General features: G+C 64.2%; 19 protein-coding genes. 13 read left to right on the plus strand and 6 right to left on the minus strand.

Features of this window, described 5'->3' with window-relative positions; translation table 11 throughout:
- Nucleotides 1-94 precede the first annotated feature (94 nt).
- Nucleotides 95-574, plus strand: a complete 480-nt coding sequence (locus NLN62_RS31540) for a Crp/Fnr family transcriptional regulator (RefSeq protein ID WP_027525799.1) — start codon at nt 95-97, stop codon at nt 572-574.
- A gap of 11 nt (nt 575-585) precedes the next feature.
- Here NLN62_RS31540 and NLN62_RS31545 read toward each other — a convergent pair whose 3' ends face one another.
- Entirely contained in the window at nt 586-810 is a 225-nt protein-coding gene (locus NLN62_RS31545) for a class I SAM-dependent methyltransferase (protein WP_254111392.1), read from the minus strand.
- A gap of 334 nt (nt 811-1,144) precedes the next feature.
- On the opposite strand from NLN62_RS31545, the gene NLN62_RS31550 reads away from it, so the two are divergent.
- Together NLN62_RS31550 and NLN62_RS31555 are read left to right on the plus strand one after the other, a co-directional pair.
- On the plus strand, nt 1,145-3,475 hold the full coding sequence (locus NLN62_RS31550) for a bifunctional salicylyl-CoA 5-hydroxylase/oxidoreductase (RefSeq protein ID WP_254111393.1): 2,331 nt from the start codon (nt 1,145-1,147) through the stop codon (nt 3,473-3,475).
- Entirely contained in the window at nt 3,472-4,650 is a 1,179-nt protein-coding gene (locus tag NLN62_RS31555; protein WP_254111394.1) for an acyl-CoA dehydrogenase family protein, read from the plus strand. The genes NLN62_RS31550 and NLN62_RS31555 overlap by 4 nt, the downstream gene beginning before the upstream one ends.
- Before the next feature lie 19 nt (nt 4,651-4,669).
- Here the strand turns inward: NLN62_RS31555 and NLN62_RS31560 are convergent, their stop codons facing one another.
- Together NLN62_RS31560 and NLN62_RS31565 are read right to left on the minus strand one after the other, a co-directional pair.
- A complete protein-coding gene (locus tag NLN62_RS31560) occupies nt 4,670-6,679 on the minus strand; it encodes a bifunctional diguanylate cyclase/phosphodiesterase (RefSeq protein ID WP_254111395.1) in 2,010 nt (669 codons plus the stop codon).
- Between the two features lie 303 nt (nt 6,680-6,982).
- Nucleotides 6,983-8,134, minus strand: a complete 1,152-nt coding sequence (locus NLN62_RS31565; protein WP_254111396.1) for a caspase family protein — start codon at nt 8,132-8,134, stop codon at nt 6,983-6,985.
- 244 nt (nt 8,135-8,378) lie between these two features.
- Between NLN62_RS31565 and NLN62_RS31570 the strand changes: the two genes are divergently transcribed.
- Nucleotides 8,379-8,612, plus strand: a complete 234-nt coding sequence (locus NLN62_RS31570; protein ID WP_035663766.1) for a hypothetical protein — start codon at nt 8,379-8,381, stop codon at nt 8,610-8,612.
- A gap of 267 nt (nt 8,613-8,879) precedes the next feature.
- Here NLN62_RS31570 and NLN62_RS31575 read toward each other — a convergent pair whose 3' ends face one another.
- A complete protein-coding gene (locus NLN62_RS31575; protein ID WP_254111397.1) occupies nt 8,880-9,977 on the minus strand; it encodes a cyclase family protein in 1,098 nt (365 codons plus the stop codon).
- A 120-nt stretch (nt 9,978-10,097) separates the two neighbouring features.
- On the opposite strand from NLN62_RS31575, the gene NLN62_RS31580 reads away from it, so the two are divergent.
- On the plus strand, nt 10,098-11,162 hold the full coding sequence (locus tag NLN62_RS31580) for a GTP-binding protein (RefSeq protein WP_051389963.1): 1,065 nt from the start codon (nt 10,098-10,100) through the stop codon (nt 11,160-11,162).
- A gap of 22 nt (nt 11,163-11,184) precedes the next feature.
- On the opposite strand, the gene hisC is transcribed toward NLN62_RS31580, so the two are convergent.
- On the minus strand, nt 11,185-12,237 hold the full coding sequence (gene hisC, locus NLN62_RS31585) for a histidinol-phosphate transaminase (protein ID WP_254111398.1): 1,053 nt from the start codon (nt 12,235-12,237) through the stop codon (nt 11,185-11,187).
- 220 nt (nt 12,238-12,457) lie between these two features.
- Between hisC and NLN62_RS31590 the strand changes: the two genes are divergently transcribed.
- The 4 genes from NLN62_RS31590 (at nt 12,458) to NLN62_RS31605 (ending at nt 18,332) form a co-directional block, all read left to right on the plus strand.
- Nucleotides 12,458-13,933 (plus strand): FAD-binding oxidoreductase, encoded by a 1,476-nt coding sequence (locus NLN62_RS31590; RefSeq protein WP_027525791.1) that lies wholly within the window; start codon nt 12,458-12,460, stop codon nt 13,931-13,933.
- Nucleotides 13,934-14,068: 135 nt separating this feature from the next.
- The gene (locus NLN62_RS31595; RefSeq protein ID WP_027525790.1) at nt 14,069-14,731 is read left to right on the plus strand and encodes a TetR/AcrR family transcriptional regulator; all 663 of its coding nucleotides are present in this window, start codon (nt 14,069-14,071) and stop codon (nt 14,729-14,731) included.
- Nucleotides 14,728-17,409 (plus strand): molybdopterin-dependent oxidoreductase, encoded by a 2,682-nt coding sequence (locus NLN62_RS31600; RefSeq protein WP_254111399.1) that lies wholly within the window; start codon nt 14,728-14,730, stop codon nt 17,407-17,409. The genes NLN62_RS31595 and NLN62_RS31600 overlap by 4 nt, the downstream gene beginning before the upstream one ends.
- Nucleotides 17,406-18,332: a xanthine dehydrogenase family protein subunit M gene (locus NLN62_RS31605; RefSeq protein ID WP_254111400.1), complete on the plus strand. Its 927-nt coding sequence runs from the start codon at nt 17,406-17,408 to the stop codon at nt 18,330-18,332. Before NLN62_RS31600 ends, NLN62_RS31605 begins: the two co-directional genes overlap by 4 nt.
- 20 nt (nt 18,333-18,352) lie before the next feature.
- Here the strand turns inward: NLN62_RS31605 and NLN62_RS31610 are convergent, their stop codons facing one another.
- Nucleotides 18,353-19,135 carry an IclR family transcriptional regulator gene (locus NLN62_RS31610; RefSeq protein WP_254111401.1) on the minus strand — a complete coding sequence of 261 codons (783 nt, stop codon included), beginning with the start codon at nt 19,133-19,135 and terminating at the stop codon, nt 18,353-18,355.
- Nucleotides 19,136-19,316: 181 nt separating this feature from the next.
- On the opposite strand from NLN62_RS31610, the gene NLN62_RS31615 reads away from it, so the two are divergent.
- Genes NLN62_RS31615 through NLN62_RS31630 form a run of 4 tightly spaced genes read left to right on the plus strand, consistent with a single transcriptional unit; the run spans nt 19,317 to nt 22,944 of the window.
- The gene (locus NLN62_RS31615; RefSeq protein WP_027525786.1) at nt 19,317-20,477 is read left to right on the plus strand and encodes an aminotransferase class V-fold PLP-dependent enzyme; all 1,161 of its coding nucleotides are present in this window, start codon (nt 19,317-19,319) and stop codon (nt 20,475-20,477) included.
- A gap of 41 nt (nt 20,478-20,518) precedes the next feature.
- On the plus strand, nt 20,519-21,421 hold the full coding sequence (locus tag NLN62_RS31620) for an amino acid ABC transporter substrate-binding protein (protein ID WP_254111402.1): 903 nt from the start codon (nt 20,519-20,521) through the stop codon (nt 21,419-21,421).
- 36 nt (nt 21,422-21,457) lie between these two features.
- Nucleotides 21,458-22,252 carry an amino acid ABC transporter permease gene (locus NLN62_RS31625; RefSeq protein ID WP_027525784.1) on the plus strand — a complete coding sequence of 265 codons (795 nt, stop codon included), beginning with the start codon at nt 21,458-21,460 and terminating at the stop codon, nt 22,250-22,252.
- Nucleotides 22,249-22,944, plus strand: a complete 696-nt coding sequence (locus tag NLN62_RS31630; RefSeq protein WP_027525783.1) for an amino acid ABC transporter permease — start codon at nt 22,249-22,251, stop codon at nt 22,942-22,944. Before NLN62_RS31625 ends, NLN62_RS31630 begins: the two co-directional genes overlap by 4 nt.
- Nucleotides 22,945-22,964: the final 20 nt, after the last annotated feature.

Below are 22,964 nucleotides of genomic sequence, written 5' to 3' on the forward strand. Positions count from 1 at the left end.
GGCGGCCCCACGCTCCCGCGCGATAATTATTGCAAAGATGTCCCGTCGGGTGTGGCCCGCTTGCCACCGCTGGGAGCGGGAGTATATTTTCTCGATGGCTGTCAGCTCGCCCGATCTGAAAGCGTTTTTGCTTGCCACACCCTTCTTCGGTGGACTCGCAGACGCGAGTTGCGATCTCTTGGTCTCAATGCTGGTCGAGCGCCACTTCGACGTCGGTGCCACTGTGGTGGCGGAAGGAGAACCGGGCCGCTCAATGTTCGTTGTTCACTCCGGCGAACTCGTGGTGAGCAAGCTCGGGGGCTCGGGGCGCATAATTCGCATGGCGAGTCTTGGACCGGGTGACTTTTTTGGCGAAATGACGCTTATCGAGATGCAGAACCGATCAGCGACCATCGTCGCGCAGAGCCCAACCCTGCTGTACGAGCTCTCGGCTCGACAACTCTACGCGTACTACAAGGCTGACATCTACGCGTATGTGATGGTGATGCAGAATATCAACCGCGAGCTTTGTCGGCGGCTTCGCCGCGCCGACAATCGAATTGCGGAGCTGCAGATGCATCACGCGAGTCAATGACGAAGTGACGTTCATGTCCGGTTTCGGCGCGCAGGGGACATCGCGTGCGAAAAGGCAGCCGGAATGTGCGATTGATCGTTGAAAATCCGGGGCTCGACGATGAAGCGGCGGGCCTCGCCATGACGCTGGCGGACAAAGGCGATGTGCTTCTCGTTGAGGTCAATGCCCGTATAGTTGACCTGCGGCAGGTAGGGCAGGATCGCGGCCCTGCCGCAGCCGACGCCGAGCACGTTCATGTCGGTTCCGGCTCGAACAGCTCCCGCTCGGCGCTTTGTCGGCGCCGAGCGCGAGCATCGGCGCGTGGTGAAACACCGGGAGCGTGACCAGTTTGTCGAGATAGTCGCTTCTCTGCGCCATGGGCTGCGATTTACCATTGGCATCGCCGGGACAATCCAAGCCATTAACAAACCACCGCTTTTCGGCCGGCCGCAGGCATGTGCGGGCTGCAGGTCCCTGGCGCCTTGACAACTCGTGGTCCGACGAAATATTTTATACTTAAAATAATTTGCATCCCGGGTTTGAAAGAGTTTGCAGCTCTCCACACGGCGCGGCGCGCGAAAGCGAGGGATCATGCGCATAGTCTGTATCGGCGGCGGACCGGCCGGGCTCTATCTGGGCCTCCTGATGAAGCGCCGTAACCCGGAGCACGTCGTCACCGTCGTCGAGCGCAACAAGCCCTACGACACGTTCGGCTGGGGCGTGGTGTTCTCCGACGCCATGATGCAGGCGATGCGGATCGCCGATCCCGAAAGCGCGGCCGAGATCGAGGACGCCTTCAATCACTGGGACGACATCGAGCTCGTCTTCAAGGGGACGCGTCAGCGCACGACCGGCCATGGCTTCATCGGCATCGGACGCAAGCACCTGCTCAACATCCTGCAGCGGCGTTGCGAGGCGCTGGGCGTCGAGCTCGTCTTCGAGCGCGACGTCGAGTCCGATCTCGAATTCCCCGACGCCGACCTGATCGTCGCTTCCGACGGCGTCAATTCCAGGATCCGTGCCCGCTACGCCGAACAGTTCCGGCCTGACATGGTGATCCGGCCGAACCGTTATATTTGGCTGGGTACCAAGAAGGCGTTCGACGCCTTCACGTTCGACTTCCGCAGGACCGAACACGGCTGGTTCCAGGCGCATATCTACAAGTTCGATAGTGAAACCTCGACCTTCATCGTCGAGACCACGGAAGAAGCCTACAACGGCCATGGGCTTGGCGACCTCGACCAGCAGGGTTCGATCGAATTCTGCGAAAAGCTCTTCGCCGAGACGCTGGACGGTGCGAAGCTCTTGACCAACGCCCGCCATCTGCGCGGCTCGGCCTGGCTCAATTTCAGCCGTCTGATCTGCGGCAAATGGAGCGTGTTCAACGGCCGGTCGCATGTCGTGCTGATGGGCGATGCCGCGCACACCGCGCATTTCGCGATCGGCTCGGGCACCAAGCTCGCGCTCGACGACGCTATCGAGCTCGCCAACCAGTTCGATCGCCACGGCCACAGCCGCGACGAGATCGAAACCGTGCTGGAAGCCTACGAGGAGGTGCGGCGCGTTGACGTCGCCCGCATCCAGAACGCGGCGCGCAACGCCATGGAATGGTTCGAGGTGGTCGGCCGGCGCTATGCCGATACGCTCGAGCCGCCGCAATTCTTCTATTCGATGCTGACGCGCTCGCAGCGCATCAGCCACGAGAACCTTCGCCTGCGCGATCGCGCCTGGCTGGAAGGCTTTGAGCGCTGGTTTGCCGCGCGGTCAGGCATCGCCGTCAAGGACGGCGAGCGCGTGCCGCCGCCGATGCTGACGCCGCACCGTGTGCGGGGGCTTAGCCTTGCGAACCGCATTATGGTCTCGCCGATGGCGATGTATTCGGCAAAGGATGGGCTCATCAACGACTTCCACATTGCCCATCTCGGCGCGCGCGCCATGGGCGGTGCAGGGCTGATCTTTGCCGAGATGACCTGCGTCTCGCCCGATGCGCGGATCACCCCGGGTTGCCTTGGCCTCTGGAGCGACGCGCAAGCGGCGCAGTGGCGCCGCCTCGTCGATCTGATCCATGGCCTCGGACACGCCAAAGTCGGCATTCAGCTTGGCCATTCCGGACGGAAGGGATCGACCAGGCTCGCATGGGAGGGCATCGACGAGCCGCTGGCGTCAGGTAATTGGCCGCTGATATCCGCGTCCTCGCTGCCCTACCTACCCCACAGTCAGGTGCCGCGGGAGATGGATCGCGGCGACATGGATCGCGTGCGCGACGATTTCGTTGCGGCAACGCGTCGCGCGGCCGCGGCCGGCGTCGAGTGGCTGGAGCTCCATTGCGCGCACGGCTATCTGCTGTCGAGCTTCCTGTCGCCGTTGACCAACCGGCGAACTGACGAATACGGTGGCAGTCACGACAATCGTGCGCGCTTTCCGCTAGAGGTGTTCAGTGCGATGCGCGCCGTGTGGCCTTCCGATCGTCCCACATCGGTGCGGCTGTCCTGCCATGACTGGACCGAAGGCGGCAACACGCCGGCCGATGCGGCGATCTTCTCCGTGCTGTTCAAGGAAGCGGGCGCGGACGTGATTGATTGTTCGTCGGGCCAGGTCTGGAAGGATGACAGGCCGATCTATGGACGCCTTTACCAGACGCCGTTCGCCGATTTGATCCGCAACGAGGTTGGCATTGAGACCATCGCGGTCGGTGCAATCTCCGAGGCCGATCACGCCAACTCGATCCTCGCCGCGGGCCGCGCCGATCTCTGCGCCATTGCGCGGCCACACCTGGCAGATCCCGCCTGGACGCTGCACGAAGCCGCGCGCATCGGCATCACCGAGGTCACCTGGCCCAAGCAATATCTGTCCGCCAAGGGCCAATATGAAACCAATCTCGCCCGTGCCGCAGCAGTGGCCGCGCAGGAGATCTCAAAATGAGCCCCGTTGCCAAGGTGATCAGGCGTGAATGGCTGGACTGGCCGTTTTTCGAGCCACGCCATCATGCGATCGGCGACGGCCTTGACCGTTTCGTGCGGTCGGGGACCCTTGGCCAAATCGACCACGACGACGTCGACGGCGCTTGCCGGAGGCTCGTGCGCGCGATGGGCGAGGCGGGGCTGCTCGATTGCGCCGTTGCCGCGCCCGATGGCGACGCGGCAACGATCGACTCCCGCTCGATCTGCCTGTCGCGCGAGTCGCTCGCCTATGCCGATGGTCTTGCCGATTTCGCTTTCGCCATGCAGGGGCTCGGCTCCGGCGCGATCGCGCTCGGCGGCTCGGCGGAACTGCGCCAGGCCGTGCTGCCAAAGGTTCGATCGGGCGAATGGCTGTCGGCCTTCGCACTGTCGGAGAAGGAGGCGGGGTCGGACGTTGCGGCCATGTCCTGCGCAGCGCGCGCCGACGGAGACGACTACGTCATCGACGGCGAGAAGACCTGGATATCGAACGGCGGCATCGCCGACGTCTACACGCTGTTCGCGCGAACCGGGGAGGCGCCGGGCGCTCGCGGCATTTCGGCCTTCGTCGTCTTCCCCAGTGATCCCGGCTTTGGCATTGCGGAGCGCATCGAGGTCATCGCGCCGCATCCGTTGGCGACGTTGCGCTTTACAAACTGCCGGATCCCGGCGAGCCGTCGGCTTGGTGCGCCCGGCGGCGGCTTCAAGCTCGCCATGCAGACGCTCGACATCTTCCGCGCCTCGGTCGCCGCCGCGGCCCTGGGTTTTGCGCGGCGCGCGCTCGATGAGGCGTTGTCGCATGCGCAGAGCCGGCACATGTTCGGTGCGACGCTCGGCGATCTCCAGTTGACCCAGGCCGCGCTCGGCGACATGGCGACCGATACCGACGCCGCAGCGCTTCTGACCTACCGCGCGGCCTGGCGCCGCGACGTTCAGAGGCTTCCAACCACCCGCGAAGCTGCGATGGCAAAGCTGACCGCGACCGAGACCGCGCAGCGCGTCATCGACCGCGCCTTGCAGATGTTTGGCGGACGCGGTGTGCGCAAGGGCGAAATCGTCGAGAGCCTCTACCGCGAAATCCGCGCGCTGCGGATCTACGAGGGCGCGACCGAGGTCCAGAAACTGATCGTTGCGCGCGATCTTTTGAAGCCGCGCTGACGCTGCCGGCGAAGAGAGCTCAGGCGCTCGCGCGCGCGACGTCGTCGCCGAGGCGCTGTCGCTCCTCAGTGAGATGGCCCGACACCGCGTCTTTTCGCATTGGCTTTGCGAAATAGTAGCCCTGGATATAGTCGCAGCCGAGGCGACGGAGACTCTCGAGCTGCGCGCGCGTCTCGACGCCTTCGACGACGCACGCGATCTCCATGTCCGCGCACAGGCCCGTCAGCGATTTGATGATCTTGTGGCTCACGGGGTTGTCGTTGACGTCGGCGACGAAGCTGCGATCAATCTTGAGCTTGTCGAGCGGCAGGCGATGCACGTGGCTGAGCGAGGAATAGCCGGTGCCGAAATCGTCCAGCGAGATGCCGCAGCCCATCGCCTTGAGCGTGGCGATCGACTGCTGCGCCCGGACGAAATCGAAGGTGACCGCGGTCTCCGTGATCTCGAAATCGATCCGCCGCGGCGGCACGCCGCTCTTCTCGATCACCGCGATCAGCGGCAGGATGCCGTCGGACGAGCAGATGTCGTGGGCCGAGAGGTTGAACGACAGGCTGATGTCGTCGGGCCAGGTCTTGGCTGCCGCGAGCGCGCGAACCAGCAGCGCCTGCGTCAGGCTGCGGATCAGGCCGATGCGCTCGGCGGCGGGGATGAAGTCGGCCGGCGAGACGAGGCCAAGTCGCGGTGAGTGCCAGCGCGCCAGCGCCTCGAAGCCGGCGGTGCGCTCGCTCATGGCATCGACGATCGGCTGGAAGACGAGCTCCATCTCCGCATCGAAGTCGGCGGTGCGCAACAGGTTCTCGATGACGCCGCGGCTGCGGATCTCCGCTTCCAGCTCACTCGAGAAGATCACGGTTCGGCCGCGCGCGTGGCGTTTGGCGTGGTAGAGCGCATAGTCGGCGCATTCGTAGAGGGCTTCCGCATCCGTCGCCGAGCGCGGATACAGTGCAAACCCGATCGAGCAGGAGAGTCCGGTATGCGCCGTGTCGAGTTGATAGGGCAGCTTCACGCGGTCGCCGATGCGTGCGCCGATCTCCGCGAGATCCTCGTCGCTGGGATCGCCACTCACCACGAGACCGAATTCGTCGCCGCCGAGCCGTGCGAACTCGACGTGATGTGCGCCAAAACCTTCGCAGACCTCGCGGATGCGACGGCCCGCTTCGATCAGCACGCGGTCGCCGACGGTATGGCCGTAGTTGTCGTTGATCGGCTTGAAGCCGTCGAGGTCGATGATGCCGACCGCGAGTCGGATCTGCCGGCGCTCGGCATCGCCGAAGGCGTTGGCGAGCTCGGCGAAGAAGCGGCGGCGGTTCGGCAGCTCGGTCAGCGAATCGAGATTGGCGAGGCGGAAATTCTCGTCTGAGAGAGCCTGCGTCGCCGCCTGTTGCGCGAGCAGCGATTTGCGGGATGCGACGAGGTCGGCGAAGTCGCGGTAATAGATGAACAGCACCGTTATCAACGCGCCCGACACCAGGAGGTCGTTGACCGCTATCGCCATCAGCGTCGGTTCGCCCGTCGCGAAGTAGAAGATGACGTAGGGAATATCGACGAGCAGTGTGACGATCAGGGCGGCAGAGCGCAGGTGCATCAGTGAGAAGATGCAGCCGATCACGGTCACCGCCATGTAGAACGCGACATGGCTCTTGGCGAAGGGATCGCCGTATGGGTAGAGCGCGAAGGACCACGCGGTGAATCCCACGGCGATCGGAACCGTGAGCCAGTTGGTAGCGCGCAGGTTGCGCAGGATATCCGCATCGCTGCGCACGACATGGCGCTGGCGCAGCCACCAGAACGTCCGCACCGCCGCGAGCACGGTCAGCACCGAGGGCACCACCATGGTCAGCCAGGCCGGGGCGAGCGCCACATAGGTATAGGCCACCGCGAGCGTATTGGTGATCAGGATGAAGTAGAGCAGCGGAATTTGCTTCGAGAAGGCATCGAACTGGGCGCGCGTCAGGTCGGGGTTGTCGGCCGGTACGCGAAACAGCCGCACCGCCGCCGCAAGGTGAGATTTCAAATCAGCAACAGGCATTGACAAACGAGCCCCAGATTCCGCGAAAGTGTCCCGTCAAAGTCCCTTAAAACGTGCGCGATCTTGCATAGGACGGGTAAAGGGCGGGTTAGACGGGTTCCGCGGAGGAACCGTCGGAGGTCACGCGTAACTGCGCATTTCTACTGGCATGGCGCGCGGTTGAGATGGCGTTAAGGATAGTAGCTGCAGCAGGCGGCCGTTTCCGCCGCTAAATTCCGCAGCATTGGTGCCGTTACGCTCTGCTAACTATGTGCGTCGAGGGACGAGATGCGCGTGGGGTTTCGACGCGCAGGCCGCGCGCCTTCACTGCAGGCTGCGCTTCCAGTAGCCTGTCCCGAGCTTGCCGGTGATGACGGCGGTGGCGTCGCGGACCTCATAGGAGCCGGCGTCGGCGTAACCCGAGAGGCCTTTCAAGGCGTGCAGCGACCAATGGCCGTTCATGGCGGCAATCGTGCCTTCATGCGCCGGCGCGGCGCGCCTCCCTTCGGCGTGGAACGTGTAGGTGCCATCGCCCATGATGCGCCATGTCCAGCGCGACATGCCGCGGTCGTTCGGCACCATGATCTCCCAGGTGCCGACCAGCGCAGGGTCGATGACTGATGCAACGGGCGCCGGCGCTGCGGCGGCCGATGGTGCGGCATTTGCCTGTTTCGTGGCCCCTTGCTCGGTCGCAGACGGCGCGCCCGCGAGATAGATCGCTCGTCGCGAGAGCGAGCCGTAGACGAAGGGCTGTTGCTCGTTGCGCGTTGCCTCCATGACGTCGTCGCGCACGTTTCGGAACATGAAGGTGATCTCGACGCCCGGCGTCTCGATGTTGCGCAACAGCGCCGTGGTGAACGGGCTATTACCGCCGTCGCCGTCGAGCGCGGTCGTGCCGTCGCGCGCGGCATAGGCGACCAGCACGTTGCCGCCCGGCTCGATGCGGCCGAGGCCGCTCGTTGCCGCCGCGCGTAGCGCCAGCGAGCGCTGCATCTTCGCCGCGAAAGGATTGTTGCGGCAGGCGTCGAGGACGACGAGGCCGAGGCTCGTTGTGCTCGATACCTGCAACATCACGCTGCGCAGGCTGATTGCCTCGTTCGCCGCGTCGGTGTCCTTCTTCAGTTCCGCATCGACCGGGATCAGCCAGTTCTCGCCGCTGATTTCCATACCGTGGCCGGCGAAATAGACCGCCGCCATGTCGGCGTCCGCTGCATCGCGGCCGAGGGCGATCAGGCCGCGCCGCATCTCGTCGAACGAACCGTTAGCGATGAGGGTGACCGTGAAGCCGAGACGCCTGAGCGCGGCTGCGACGTCGCCGGCATCGTTGGGTGGGTTGGGCAGCGCCGGCACGCTCTTGTAGGCGCCGTTTCCGATCACTAGCGCAACCCGCTTGCCATCGGGCGACGCAGTAGCCGGGGTAACCGCCGCGAGCGCAGCGGCAAGGACAAATCCGAGAAAAAGCCGGCGTCGGTTCATGATGGCCCCGATCGGAGGTCGTATTAACACGGAGACAGAGACGGCGAGAGCAGCATTCGAAATCGATGTGAAGGGGAACCGAAACTGGATCGCAACAAGCGCGGCTCCATTCGCCTGATGGGTTAATCGAGGAGCGAAAAAATAGTTCTGAATCATAATCATGATGGCTCAGATGCAGAAATAGAAATTAAGCTGTGGGAAAACACGTCAAGAAAGTAGACCGGCAAGAAAGGGGAGGAAGGGAATGGAAACCGTGCGCCGCCTGCGTGCAATGGCCTCGCTCTGCCGACAGAGCGCTGCATATCGTCCTGACGGAAGCTGGAAGCTGCTCGCTGAGGCGGAATACTGGGAGCATGCCGCAGACGCTGCCCTGCAGGAGCATTTCAGGGAATGCACGGCCAGCTCGAATGAGCTGGCGCAGCCACAACAAACCGCCAATGCGAATCAGATGCGACCGGAAGATATCGTGGCAGCGTGAACGCTGTCAGTGCGGACGGCTGGAGTTCCTTCGTTCCTCACTTTTTTAAGTTGAAGCAGACAATTCCTTTCGCGTCACGGCGCCAGCATTCGGGCGTATCCACGTCTCGCGTCGAACATCATCATCTGTATGTCGCTATGAAGGCAACGGACCGTAGCGGCAATACCGTGTGGAATCCGCTCTCGGGCACGCTGATCCGTAGCGGCTGATGGCAGGAGCCAGAGCGCACGCGGGCGGTGCTTCCGCCCGCGCGCCGGTGCGCCATCATCACGTGATCGCGATCGGGCAACCATTGCTGCCCGTGGCGCCCTTGATGGGGGCCGGGGCGAAGCAATAGACGAACTGGTACTTCTTGTCGGCGATCAGTTCGTCGAAGATCAGGTTCTCGTGGTTGTGGATGCCGTGCTTGGTTTGCAGCTCGGCATGCACCACGAAGGCGAGCGACTTGTCGGGATTGGGCACCACTTCGACCGCCCAGGTGTCGGCCGCGGTGAGCGCGAGGTCCTTTTCGATCACCCATCGCGCAGCGTCCAGCCCGATGCCCGGCTCGCCGCTGTTGAAGCGATCATTGTTCTTCATCCAGAGCGAACCCCACCCGGTGTGGAACATGATCGCATCGCCCGGCTTGATGTCGCTCTCCGACATGTTCTGCTTGGCCAGCGCCGCCTTGATGTCGGCCGAGGTGATCTCCTGGCCGGCATCCATCATCCCGCCCTTGAGCGCGACCATGTCGATCAGATGGGCACGGGTGAACAGCGGCTTGAGCTTCTCGACGCCGAGCCTCTTCAGGCCGTAAGCGTCGCTGATCTCCGCCGCGGTGTGACCGTTGTAGAACCGCATCTCGCTCTTGTCGCCGTCCTTGCCGAGCTGGATGCCGATGTGGCCGAGGCCGTCGAACTGCGTGCCGGTCTGGCCGATCTCGGTGGAGAGAAACTCGTCGTGATAGACGAGCTTGTTGTCGCCGAACGGACCACCGGTCGGCCCGCCGGGGATGCGCAGCGTGAAGGCGCGCGGACCGAACAGCGGCATGCCGCCTTCGTCGACGCGGCCGATCTTGTAGATCTTGCCGTCCTTGATCCATTTCGCCGCGTCGAGAACTTTTTCCGGTGTGATGTGGTTGGAAGCGCCAGCCTCGTCTTCCGGGCCCCATTTCGAGGGCCACCATGGCTTGTCTGTTCCCTTGGGCATGGAGATGGGAGTCTGCGCCTGGGCTTCGCTAACCGGCGCGAGCGAGAACTTGCCATGCATCGTGCCCGCGAGCGCTGCCCCTGCGGCGCCGGCGAGGCCTGCCGTGCGGAGCAAGGTCCGACGATCGGTCGTGCTCATTCCGCCTTGCTGTTCTTCGCCCTTGATTTCATTAGGCATTTTACTCTCCCAGGTTGTGGCCCAGAGAAGCCGGGCTCTAAATTGTTTTCGGCATGCTCCTCCTACGTTAGGTTGTTGTCCAGCGACAAAAATAAGACGGCCAAAAGGTGAGGGACGCTGATGAGCCTGTTCGAGAGCGACAAATCCGCCGAGCGGCTACCGGTGTCGTTGATCACCGGCTTTCTCGGCAGCGGCAAGACGACGCTGCTCAATCACTTGCTGCGCCACGGCGACATGAAGGACAGCGCGGTCATCATCAACGAATACGGTGAAGTCAGCCTGGACCATCTCCTCGTCGAGCGTGTCGATGGCGAGGTGGCCGTGCTCGCGAGCGGCTGCATCTGCTGCACCGTCCGCAGCGACCTCGAGGAGACGCTGCGCGGGCTCCTTGTACGGCGCGACCGCAGCGAGGTGCCGCCGTTCCACCGTATCCTCATCGAGACCACGGGTCTTGCCGATCCCGCGCCGACCGTGCAGCTACTCCTGAACAATCCGCTGATCTCGCATTTCCTGCGGCTCGATGTCGTCGTGACCACGGTGGATGCCGTCAACGCCGAGCTGCAACTCGACCGCCAGTACGAGGCGGTGAAACAGGTCGCGCTCGCCGACCGGCTGCTGATCACCAAGTCTGATCTGGCCGGCGACACCACAGCGCTGGAAACGCGCCTGTGCCGGCTCAACCCCGGTGCCGGAATCGAACGCGTGGCGCATGGCAAGATCGATCCGGCGCGGTTGTTTGGCGCCGGCCTCATTGATCCCGAGAAGAAGACGGTCGACGTCGCGCGCTGGCTCAATGAGCAGGCCTTTGTGACGCCTCGCAAGGCGAAGCACGCGCACCTCGGCCACGACCACGATCATGGCCATCACCATCACCATCACGATGCATCGATCGGCAGCTTCATGCTCGCTTTCGACGAGCCACTCGACTGGATGGCGGCCTCGAACTGGCTTGCGCATCTGCGCTCCGGGCGCGGCGAGGATCTCCTGCGCGTCAAGGGGATTCTCAACCTCCGCGGCGAGTCGACGCCGGTCGCAGTCCACGGCGTGCACCACGTCTTCCATCCGCCGGTGGCGCTCGCCAAATGGCCCGACGCCGACCGCCGCTCGCGCATCGTGTTCATCACCCGCAACATCGCGCGCGAGGAGGTGCTCGCGCTCTGGAAGGCCGTTCGCGCTGCAGCGTGAGGGGGCCCGAACCAGCGCGTGATCAGATCAAGCCGCGCAGCACGTCAATCAGCCGGCCGCACTGCTCCTCCGTGCCGACCGTGATGCGCAGGAAGTTCTCGATGCGCGGCTTTTTGAAATGCCGGACCAGGACGCCGCGTTGCCGGAGCGCAGCGGCGAGATCGGCGCCGCCTTGGCTCCGATGACGCGCGAAGACGAAGTTGGCCTGCGATGGCAGCACCTCGAAGCCGAGCCCAGAGAGGTCCCGCGTCAGCGTTTCGCGGTTCGCCATGATGCGTGCACGCGTCTGCTCAAACCACGCGTCGTCCGCGATGGCGGCAGTGGCGCCCGCGAGGGCGAGGCAATCGATGGGGTAGGAGTTGAAACTGTCCTTCACCCGCTCAAGCGCCTCGATCAGCGGCCGCTGCCCGATCGCAAAGCCGACCCGCAGGCCGGCGAGCGCCCGCGATTTCGAGAAGGTCTGGATGACAAGCAGATTGTCGTGGCGTGCGACAAGCGGCACGGCGCTCTCGGCGCCGAAATCGACATAGGCTTCGTCGATCACCACGAGTTGATCCGGATGCTCGGTGAGCAGCGCCGCGATCGTATCGCGCGGAAGCGCGATGCCGGTCGGTGCGTTCGGATTGCAGAGAAGGATCGCGCTGCATGGCCGCCGGTAGTCGGTAATGTGCACCCGCATTGCGGCATCGAGCGGCACCTCCTCGTGAGCGACCCCATAGAGGCCGCAATAGACGGGGTAGAAGCTGTAGGTGACGTCGGGAAACAGAAGCGGTGCGTCGTGCTTCAAAAGCGCCTGGAAGGTATGGGCCAACACCTCGTCCGAGCCATTGCCGACGAACACCTCTTCGGGCGCGACCTTGTAGTGGGCGGCGATCGCCTCGCGCAGCTGCGATGCGCGTGGATCGGGATAGAGGCGGAGCCGCTCCGCGGCCGATGCGACCGCCGCGAGCACGCGCGGCGAGGGCTGATAGGGATTCTCGTTGGTGTTGAGCTTGACGACGCCGTCCTGCTTCGGCTGCTCGCCCGGTACGTAGGGCGACAAGGTGTGGACGACGGGATTCCAGAAGCGGCTCATGATCTCTGACCTAGGGGCTGATCGGATCACAGTAGGGTATGGGGATCGTGAGCGAAAGCCTGCTCGTGTTCGAAGCTCGAACCTGATCTGCACAAACGTCGGAGGTCAGCACGTTCCTGCAAGCGAAGGCTCCATGCTAGGGTCAAGCACCCAAGGTCGAAAACGACCGACAACAAGAACGAAGGCGGGCGTACAAGCCGAGCCGTTAAGAGAGGAACATATGCCGGTTGCAGTCCTTCCCACCGATCCCTCCGTTCCTGGCGCGCCCGTGACGGCGCCCATCCTCGACGCCTTGCGGAAGATCGTGGGTGACAAGGGCCTGATCCTCGACGAGCACGACAAGCAGCCCTTCGTGACCGAGTGGCGGGGGGCGCTGGTCGGGCAGGCCGCCGCGGTCGTGCGTCCGGCCAATACGGCCGAGGTCTCCGAGGTCGTGAAGCTCTGCCACGACAACGGCATTGCCATCGTGCCGCAGGGCGGCAACACCGGCTTGATGGGCGGGGCCACGCCGTGGCCAACCCACCGCGGCATCCTGCTGTCGCTCGGCCGGATGAATCACGTGCTGAACGTCGATCCGGTCGGTTATTCCATGACCGTGGAGGCGGGCTGCATCCTCGAGACGCTCCAGGAGACGGCCGCGCGCCACGACCGCTTCTTTCCGCTCAGCCTCGGGTCGCAGGGCTCATGCATGATCGGGGGTAATCTCTCCACCAATGCAGGCGGCGTGCAGGTGCTGCGCTATGGCAATGCGCGCAACCTGGTTCTGGGCCTCGAGGTGGTGTTGCCGAACGGCGACGTCTGGGACGGGCTGCGCGCGCTCAAGAAGGACAATACCGGCTACGACCTCAAGCATCTTTTCATGGGCGCCGAAGGCACGCTCGGCATCATCACCAAGGCGGTGCTGAAGGTGTGGCCGGCCCCGAAGGACGTATGCACGGCATGGCTGGCGATCCGCGATCCGCAGGCCGCCATCGAGATCCTCTCGGAAGCATACGTCGCCTCCGACGACAATGTCGGCTCCTGCGAGCTCATGAGCCGCGCATGCACCGACATGGTGCTGCGCCACATCTCAGGCACGCAGGACCCGCTCAAGGCGGACACGGCATGGTATCTCCTGCTCGAATGGTCGTCATCCCGGCCGCGGCTGGACGGCAGTGCGGGCATGTCGGAGAAGATGGAGCAGTTCTTGGCGGATCAGTTGGAGGCGGGCCGCCTGCTCGATGCGGTGATCGCCCAGACAGAGGCGCAGTCGCGCAACATGTGGCGCATTCGCGAAAGCGTGGCCGAGGCCGCGCGTGCCGAAGGACCTGGTCTCAGCTACGACGTGTCGGTCGCGATCTCCAGAATTCCTGAACTCATTGACAAGGGTCTCAAGGCCGTCCTCGACATCCTTCCGACGATCCGCCCCTATCCGCTCGGCCATATCGGGGACGGCAATCTGCATTTCTCCTTCATGGGGCCGAAGGGCATGGATCGCGAGACGCTCACACAATATTCCGCCGCGATCACCCGGAGCGTGAACGACATCATCGCCTCCATGGCCGGCTCGATCTCGGCGGAGCACGGCATCGGCATCGAGAAGATCGACGAACTCGCGCATTACCGCTCGAAGATCGAGCTCGACGTCATGCGCACGATCAAGCGGGCGCTCGATCCGAAGAACATCATGAACCCGGGCAAGATCCTGCGGCTGTGATACTCGCCTGGCGAACCGCAAGTCGCGGAAAGCGCGAGGAAGGCTGTGCCTGCAGCTTGCCCGATCGCAATGGTGCGACGCCGGGCTCACCAAATCGCGATTTGACAGTTCTTCATATTTTGTCAAAATCGACAAATGGGACCGAAGACGCGCATTCTCGACGCGACCATGCTGGTGTTTCGCCGCCACGGCTTTCGCCGCTCCTCGATCGAGCAGGTGGCCGAGGCCGCCGGCCTGACGCGGCAGGCGCTCTATCATCATTTTGAATCCAAGGAAACGCTGTTCCGCGCCGTCATCGAGCGCGTGCACGAGACGGCCATTGCCGCCGAGGAGACGGCAATCAGCGGGGCGGAGAAGGCGGGCCGCAGCTTCGCCGACATTCTCGTCGCCGGCATGACGGCGCGGATGCGGGCCATGATCGGATCCTTCGACGGCTCGCCGCATATCGAGGAGCTGTATTCCGAGCACCTCGTGCATGGACGTGACCTCTATCAGAAATACGCAGCGCTTTATGCCGAGCGACTGGTCGCCACGATCGCGCGGGTTGCGCGCAAGCAGAAGCTTGCGCTGCCGCAGGGCCTGTCGGCGGCCGAGTTCGCGCGGCTCGTCGAGATGGCCGTACACGGATCGAAGTCGCAGCATCCGGCGATGCAGCCGGCAGAGGCCTTCCTGAAGGACATGGCGATGATGGTGCGGACGCTCTGCGCCGGCGCTGTGCCGAAGTCGCAGGAGCCGCCCGCGAGCAAGGCCGGGACCAGAGAACGATCCTCACGCAGCAAAGCCGGAGCACGTCCATGAATACGATGATCATCAACGGCCGCGTCGAGCCTCTGCCTGAGGATCCCGATGCGCTGCTCATCGATGTCGTGCGCGATCAGCTCGGTCTCACCGGCACCAAGCTCGTCTGCGGTGGCGGCGTCTGCGGCGCCTGCACGGTGCTCGTCGACGGCGTCCCGATCGCGAGTTGCCTGATGCCGGCGCGTGCCGCCGCTGGAAAATCCGTGACGACGGTGGAAGGCATTGGCGCACAGGAGCTGCACCCGGTGCAGAAGGCGTTCATGGCGCATGACGCCTTGCAATGCGGTTTCTGCACGCCCGGCTTCATCTTGGAGGCGGCTGCGTTCTGCGATCGCTGGCGCGCGGCGAAGGGGACGGCCGTGCCCTCGCGCGAGGAGATCGGTGCGGCGCTGTCAGGCCATCTCTGCCGTTGCGGCGCCTATGATGCGATCTTTCGCGCCGTGGCGGATGCCTGTGCCGGCCGCTTCGACGGCGGTCATTTCGCAAGTCCACGCATCGAGGCGCGCGACAAGGTGACGGGCGCGGCAAGGTATACCGTAGATATCAGGCATGACGGTCAGCTCGAGGGCGTGATTCTGCGTTCGCGTGACGCGCATGCGCGCATCACGGTGCTCGACCTGGCCCCCGCGCGTGCGCTTGACGGCGTCACCGCTGTGTCGCTGCTTTCCGACGATCGCATCGTGCGCTATGTCGGCGAGCCAATCGCGGCGGTCGCAGCGAAGGACCGCAAGACAGCGCTCGCGGCGCTCGCCGCGATCAAGCCGACCAGCGAACCGCTACCCGCGGTGATCGGGCTCGATGCGGCGCGGAAAGATGATGCGCCCGTGGTGTTCGACCGGGCGAGCCGCAAGAGAGCGGGCAATGTTTCGGAAGCGGCCGGCGGGCCCGCGCCATGGAAGCGGAACGTTCGCGGGCCGACCTCGGTGTTTGCCAGGCGTGCCAAAAGGGCGCGCAACTGGGTGGACGAGGCGCGGCAGGCGAGCAACAGTCTTCTCGTCGAGGGAACATTCCGTACCGGCACGCAGCAGCATGCCTGTCTCGAGCCGCATGCCGCGGTGGCGCGTTTCGATGGCGAGGAGTTGACGGTGCACGCCTCGTCGCAGTGGGTGGTCCATCTGAAGGAGCAGATCGCCAAGCGCTTCAAGCTCGATCCTGCGCGCGTCCGCGTGATCGCCGATCATGTCGGCGGCGGTTTCGGCTCGAAGGCGAGCATCGGCGCCGAGACGATTGCCGCGGTCGAACTCGCACGCGCGGCGAATGCGCCGGTAAGAGTTGTCTATGACCGTCATGAAGAATTGTCGGTTGCCGGCTATCGTCCGGCCGCGGAGGTGAAGGTCGCGCTGTTGCCCTCTGATCGGGGTGAGTTGAAGGCGCTCTCCGTCACGGCGCACGCCGATACGGGCGCCGCGACCAACTCGACGATCGCGGGTCTGGCGCGGCTGATGTATCCGGCCGAAGCCAAGGACCTCAGGGATTTCGACGTCATCAGCAATCTGCCGCCGGGCGCGGCGTTCCGCGGCCCCGGCGGTCCGCCGATGGCATTTGCAGTAGAGCAGGCGGTCGACGAGGCCGCGCTGCGGCTCGCCGTCGATCCGATTGCCTTGCGCAAGCGCTGGGACCCGGATCCCAATAGGCAAAGGCTCTATGACTGGGCCTTGAGCCTCGACACCTGGCGCAATCGGACGTCGGCCGGGAGCGGTCGCTATCGCCGCGGTGTTGGTGTGGCGACCGGTTACTGGCTCTATCTCTGGCAGCCCAAGGTCAAGGTCGAGGTCGCGGTCAAGGGCGGCCGCATCGTTGCATCGACAGCGACACAGGATATCGGGACCGGTACCCGCAGCGTTCTGGCTGATACGGTCGCTCGCGAATTCGATCTCGAGGCTGATGAGGTCGAGGTGCGCATCGGCGACTCGTCGCTCCCCGAAGGCCCCGGCTCCGGTGGCAGCCGCGTCACCGCCTCGGTGCTGCCGCCGACGCTGACGGCGATCCAGAAGCTGAAAGCCGCGCTCCTCGAGCAAGCCACGCGCAAGCCCGCGCCGGGCTCGAATGCGCCATGGCGCGAGCTGATCGCGCGCTCGGCAGATATCGCTATCTCGGAGACGCGTGGCGAGGATGGGAAGAACACGGCGCCCGGCATCCGCTCGCCGCTGAAGGACCTCGGGCTTCTCGGCGTCGTGTTCGGCTGGATGATGAGGCGCAACTCCAACATCGTCATCGGCGCGGGCGTGCCGAGCTCGGTGCAGGTGATTGAAGTCGAGGTTGATACCTGGCTCGGCCACGTGCGCGTGCTCAAGGTGCACACGGGGATAGCGGTCGGAAAGATCGCGGCGCCTCAGCTCGCGCACAGCCAGGCCTGCGGCGCGGTCATCCAGGGGCTCGGCTACGCGCTCTACGAGGCGCGCGAGGTCGATCCGCTCAGCGGCGACGTACTGACCGCCAGCATGGAGGATTATCGCATCCCCGGCATTGCGGATACGCCCGAGATCGACGTGCATTTCGACGAGGGCGGTTTTGATCATGTGCTCGGCAACAGCGTCGGCATCGGTGAGGTGGCGACCGTGCCGACCTCACCTGCGGTCGCGAACGCGATTTTCAATGCGATCGGCGTTCGCCTCGCCGAAATTCCGATCCGGCCCGACCGCATCGTCGCCGCCTTGAAGGGGAGAACTGCGGCATGAGCGCCTCGTCAGCAATATCGGCGGGTAGCGCACCCGAATTCCGTGCCGCCGGCACGGATCTGTCCGAGCGCCGCCGCAGTGGCGTGTCCCGTGGGCCCATCGTCGATCTCTCCGGGACATCAGGCGCGATCGGGATCGACTGGGCTGCGGACGGCTCGGCCCGCATCGGCGCGTTTACCACGATCGCGGCGATCGCGGCCGATGAACGCATCCGGGGTGCCTATCCCGGCATCGCCGCCGCGGCGCAAGGCCTCGCCACGCCGCAGATCCGGCATCTGGCAACGCTCGGCGGCAACCTCGCTCAGCGTTCGCGCTGTTGGTATTTCCGCAATCCGCAGATCGGCTGTCTCAAGAAGGGCGGCTCCGATTGCCCGGCGCGATCGGGCAATCATCTTTATCACGCCGCATTCGACCTCGGACCTTGCGTGGCCCCACATCCGTCGACCATGGCGATGGCGCTGCTCGCCTATGATGCGACGATCGCGACAGACCGGCGCGGCCGGTTGTCGTTGCCTGATTTCGTTGGCGACGGTACCAACGGCGCCGCGGACCATGCGCTCGAGCCGGGCGAAAAGATCGAGGCCATCTCGCTTCCCGCGCCGCTCGCCTCCGAGCGCGCCTGTTACAAGCGTGCCATCAGCCGCAGCTATGCGGACTGGCCGCTGGTCGAAGTCTGCGCGCGCGCCGTGGTATCCGGCGGCATCTTCCGGCATGTCCGCATTGCCGCTGGCGGGGTCGCCCCGGTGCCGCTGCGGCTGACGGCGTGCCAGGTCGCATTGGAGGGAAAGCCGGCAAACGCGGAAGTTATCGCGCAAGCCGCGCAGCTCGCGACATCAGGGGCAACGCCGCTGCCGATGACCGGATACAAGCTCGAGCTGTTGGTCGGTCTGGTGCGGGACGTGGTGGAGCGGATTGCGAAGTAGGTTGGCCGTGGCCCTCGCTCTCATCCACCATCATCATCGTCCTGCAGGATCGTTTCCGACAGGAGCGCGGCGGCCTTCTGAAGCGGGGCGATGAAACGGTCGAGTTCGGCGAAGCTCACGCGGGCCGCCGGGACGGAGACGCCCAGGCACGCGATCAGCTCACGGTCCGGCGACAGGATGGGGACGGCGCATCCAACCACGCCCCTGACGTACTCCTCGTTGGTCTTGGCCCAGCCGCGCCGACGCGTCTCCTCGAGCACCTTCATCAAGGCGTCGTAGTCTGCGATCGTCGTGTCCGTGAATCTCGTCAGCGTGAGCGCGCGGCACAGCTTCTCGCGCGCTTTCTCCGGCAGGCGGCTCATATAGATCTTGCCTGTCGACGTGCAGTGCAGCGGCGCCGCTTCGCCCGGATTGAATTGCAGTCCCTGGGGTTGCGAGACGCGGACGCTGTCGACATAAGCCACCATGTTGTCGCGTACGACGCCGATCTCGCATTGCTCGCCGATTTCGCCGGCGACCGCGCGCAGCACGGCATGCCGGCGCGCGGTGCGGAATGCTGCGCCGATGACCTTGGCGGCCAGGGTGACGAGCTGATTGCCCACCACGTAGCGCTTGGTCCCAAGCGCCTTCTGAAGCAGGCCGCGTTCCTCAAGGTTTCCGATCAACCGATGGGCGGTCGGAAGCGGAAGGCCAAGCGCCTGGGCGATCTCGGCGACCGATACGGCTTTGGTTTGACTGGCGATGTGCCCGACGATCGCAAAGGCGCGATCAAGTGGTCCTTCGGTCTTGGCTGGCTCCGCCATTCGCGTCTCCTCAAGTCGCGGCAATAAATTATCAGTTTTCGGAATTAAAACTACTGAAATATGAAAAATATATTGGACGGTTCTCCCTTGCTGCTCATATCGTTGGCTCCGCCAGTCGGTGAACAGGATTTGTGCAACGCAAACCGGGCCCGACAGGCAACGCGCCGAACAGGAGAGTGGGATGTCAGGTCATTACGACGTCGATGCCGTGCGGAAGGAATTCCCGGCTGCCGAGCGGATGACCTATCTCGACTCCGGATTTCAGGCGCCACTCGCGCGCCCCGTGAAGGCGGCAATCGACCTCTTTCTCCGCGAGAGCCTCGAGACGGCCGGCCCAAAGAGCGTGTGGCTCGACCGCGTCGAGCAGACGCGTGCGAAGGTCGCGCGCTTCCTCGGCGTGTCCGCCGACGAGATCGCCTTCACCAAGAACACCTCGGAAAGCATGAATATTGCCGCGAACGCCCTGCGGCTGCGGGCGGGTGACAATGTCCTGATGGTTCACGGCGATCACCCGAACAACGCATACGCCTTCCTCAACCTGCAACGGCAGGGCGTCGAGGTACGGTTCGTACCGATGACCGATGTCGTCGATGCGGCGAGCTTTCGTTCCCACATCGATGCGAACACCCGCGCGATCTCGATGTCCCATGTGACCTTTCACGCCGGCCACCGCTTCGATGTCGACAGCGTCGGCGCGCTGTGCGCGGAAAAGGGGCTCCATTTCATCGTCGACGTGATGCAGGCGATCGGCGTGGTGCCGATCGATGCAAAGGCCATCCGCGCGAGCTTCATCGGGTCGGGCAGTCACAAGGGCCTGCTCGTTCCCCAGGGGCTTGGGCTCCTTTATTGGGACAGTGCGCAAGCGGAGCTCGAGCCCGCTTATCTCGCTGCCGCAAGCCTTGCGGAGATCCCGGCCGATCTCATCGCCCGCCCTGATAGGCTCGCGCCGGCTCCGAGCGCCCGTCGCTTCGAACTCGGCAACTTCAACCTTCCGGCGATCCACGCGCTTGGCGCCTCGCTCGACCTGATCGCGCAGATCGGCGTCGGGAACATCCAGAACCACTGCTTCGATCTCGGCGATCATCTCATCGCAGAGCTCGATGCGCTCGATATCCGGCTCGTCGGTCCGCGCGACCGGAAGCACCGTGCGCCGCACATCTACGTCGTCGCGCTGCCTGCGGCCGAATGGCTTGGCTACTTCGAAGAGAACGGCGTGCGTGTGTCGCCGGAACGGGACGGCATTCGCGTGTCGTTCGGCATGTTCAACAAATCAGCGGATGTCGATCGCTTGATCGAGCTCATCCGCCGGCGCGGCGTGAAGACATCATCCAAGGCTGCCTAGAAGGCCGCCAGGGCCAGAGATATGAGAGGAGGGTGCAGGACATGAGGAATTTTGCACGGATGCTGGGGGCCCTGTCGGGCCTTGTGGCCGTCATCGCAATGGTCGAGCCGTCGGCCGCCGCTGACAGCCCGACGCTGTCCAAGATCAAGTCCGGCGGTGCGATCACGATCGGCTACCGCGAGACCTCGATCCCGTTCTCTTACCTCGGTCCCGATCAAAAGCCGATCGGCTTCTCGCAGGATCTCTGCGCCGCTATCGTCGAGCGCATCAAGACGGAGCTGAACCTGCCCAATCTCACCGTCAACTACACGCCGGTGAACTCGTCCAACCGGATTCCGCTGATTCAGAGCGGCACCGTCGATATCGAATGCGGCAGTACGGCGAACGACAAGAAGCGGCAGGAGCAGGTATCATTCTCGGTGACGACTTTCGTCAGTCAGCCACGCTGGCTGGTCAAGGCGGACAGCGGCCTGAAGACCGCCGGCGATCTCAAGGGCAAGACCATCGTCGTCACGCAGGGCTCCAACGCGATCGGCTTCGCGCAAGGCGTAAACGCCAAAGAGCAGCTCGGCCTCAACATCGTCCAGGCCAAGGATCACGCGGAATCATTCCTGATGTTGAATACGGGACGTGCCGCAGCCTTCATGGAAGACGACATCCTTCTCGCAGGCCTCAAGGCCGCAGCGCCTAAGCCGGACGCGCTGATCTTCCTTCCCGAAGGCTATGCGAGAATCTACTATGGGCTGATGTTCGCGAAAGGCGATGCCGGCTTCAAGGCACTCGTCGACGACGTTCTGTCAAAACAGATGGCGTCGGGCCAGTTCGAGAAGACCTACACGAAATGGTTCACCAGGCCGATCCCGCCCAAGGGTGAGAACCTCGCTTTTCCGCTCACTGATACGCTGATGGAGCGGATCGCGAGGCCCAGCGACGCGGTCGACTGACCGCCTTCGCTCGCACCGTTAACTCTGAGGTTTGCGATGTTCGGAGTGCTTTTTGAACAGACGGCGGATGGCCAGCGCTATATCGACTGGCTTCTCGCCGGCCTCGGCTGGACATTGGCGCTGGCCTTCTTCGGCTGGTGGATCGCCTTCGCCGTCGGCGTCATCGTCGGGATCGGCCGTACCGTGCAGAACCGGCTCGTGACGGCGCTCGCACGGCTCTATGTCGAGATATTCCGGAACATCCCGGTGCTGGTGCAGATGTTTCTCTGGTACTTCGTGTTGCCGGAGATCCTCCCCAGCCGCCTCGGCGACGCCATCAAGCAGATCCCGCCGCCCTGGGGATCGTTCTTCCCGGCGCTGGTGTGCCTCGGTCTCTACACCGCCGCGCGCATTGCCGAGCAGGTGCGCGCGGGCATCGAGGCCTTGCCGAAGGGCCAGACCGAGGCGGCCAATGCGCTGGGGCTCTCTCCCCTCCTGACCTATCGCCACGTCATCGTCCCGCAGGCGCTGCGGCTTATCGTGCCGAGCCTGACCAGCGAGGTCATGGGCATCTACAAGAATACGTCCGTGGCGCTCACGATCGGCCTGATGGAGTTGACCGCGCAGGCGCGGCAGATCAGCGAAGCGACATTCCAGACCTTCACCGCCTTCGGTGCGGCGACGCTGATCTATCTCGTGCTCGCGCTCATCGCCTATCAATCGATGATGCTCATCGACAAGGCCGTGCGCATCCCGGGCTCCACGCCCGCGAAGGATGCGGTCGAGCCGATCTTGGCGGACGACGTGCAGTCTGGCACCGCCTTGCCCCACGGAATGGAGGTCGTGAAATGAACAGCCTCGATTTCTCGGTCCTCCTTCAGGCCTGGCCTTATCTCTGGTCGGGACTGCTGTTCTCCCTCGCGCTGACTGCCGCAGCCTTCGTCATCGGCATGATGCTGGGGACCTGCTTCGCCCTCGTGCAGCATTTCGAGGTGCCCGTCGTCAGCCAGATCGTGCGCAGCTATATCGCATTGGTCCGCTCGATTCCGTTGATCCTCGTGCTGTTCTGGTTCTTCTTCCTGGTGCCGATCGTGCTTGGGCACCTCTCAGGCAACGGCCGTCCGGTCCCGATCGGCGCCACCTGGACGGCCTTCATTACTTTCGGCCTGTTCGAGGCGGCCTATTATTCCGAGATCATCCGCGTCGGATTGCGCGCGGTGAACAAGGGCCAGTTCGAAGCCTGCCAGGCGCTCGCGCTTTCCACCTTCGATACCTATCGATGCGTGATCCTGCCGCAGGTGATCCGGGTCGCGAGCCCGATCATCCTGAGCCAGACCATCATCCTGTTCCAGGACACTTCGCTGGTTTACGTGCTCTCGCTGACCGATCTCCTCGGCGCGGCCTCGAAGCTCGCGCAGCTCAACGGCCGGCTCGTCGAGATGTATCTCGTGGTGGCGGTCGTCTATCTCGCCATCAGTTCGGCAGCGTCGCAGTGTGTCGCATCGCTCCGGCGGCGATACGCGCTCGGCGGCGCGCACCGGTAGCGAAGCGGCTTTGAAAACTG

The organism is Bradyrhizobium sp. CCGUVB23, assembly GCF_024199885.1.
Taxonomy (GTDB): Bacteria; Pseudomonadota; Alphaproteobacteria; order Rhizobiales; family Xanthobacteraceae; genus Bradyrhizobium.